Genomic DNA, 824 nt, shown 5'->3' with positions numbered 1-824 from the left:
TCTGAAGAGTTTCCCATGACCCTTGACCTCAGGCGGCCGGCGAGATTCTGATCGACAATGGCCAAGGGGAATCAGAGACGGGCGGGCGGCAGGCCGCGGGCGCAGGGCCTGCTGGAACGCTACCGGCCGATCGAAGGCGTCGTCGACGAGATGGTCGACGCGTCGGGCCGCCCGCGCCCGGCCTGGCGCTTCTTCATCGACGCGCTCGACGATCTGGGAGCGGAGCGGCTTGGACAGCGCTTCGCGCGCGCCGACCAGTATCTGCGCGACGCCGGCGTCTATTACCGCGTCTACGAACAGGCCGGCGCCAATGAGCGCGAATGGCCGCTGGCACATGTGCCGTTGCTGATCGACGAGAAGGAATGGGCCGAAATCAGCGCCGGCTTGGTCCAGCGCGCCGACCTGTTCGAGGCGATCCTGGCCGACGTCTACGGGCCGAACCGGCTGATCGAGAAAGGCATATTGCCGGCAGGGCTGATCGCGGCGAGCCCCGAATATCTGCGCCCCGTCGCCGGTGTCCGGCCGGCCAGCGGGCATTTCCTGCACATGGTCGCCTTCGAGCTCGGCCGTGGCCCGGACGGGCGCTGGTGGGTGCTGGGCGATCGCGCCCAGGCGCCGTCCGGCGCGGGCTTCGCGCTGGAGAACCGCGTCGCCACCACGCGCGCGCTGTCGGACGTCTATGGCGAGATGCATGTGCATCGCCTTGCCGGCTTCTTCCGGCGTTTCCGTGACGCGCTGAACGGCATGGCCAAGGATTCGGGCGGCCGCGTCGCCATCCTGACGCCGGGACCGCTGAACGAAACCTATTACGAGCACGCCTATAT

At 68.2% G+C, this 824-nt stretch carries 1 protein-coding gene; it reads left to right on the top strand.

Going from position 1 to position 824, the window contains the following annotated elements:
- Positions 1 to 57: 57 nt before the first annotated feature.
- Positions 58 to 824 (top strand): circularly permuted type 2 ATP-grasp protein (locus tag EOD07_RS36100; protein ID WP_206519669.1); only part of this gene is annotated, 767 nt, incomplete at its 3' end.

Source organism: Mesorhizobium sp. M2C.T.Ca.TU.002.02.1.1, assembly GCF_003997225.1.
The sequence above is the reverse complement of the archived record's forward strand: the minus strand, read 5'-3'. Positions and strand labels throughout refer to the sequence as shown.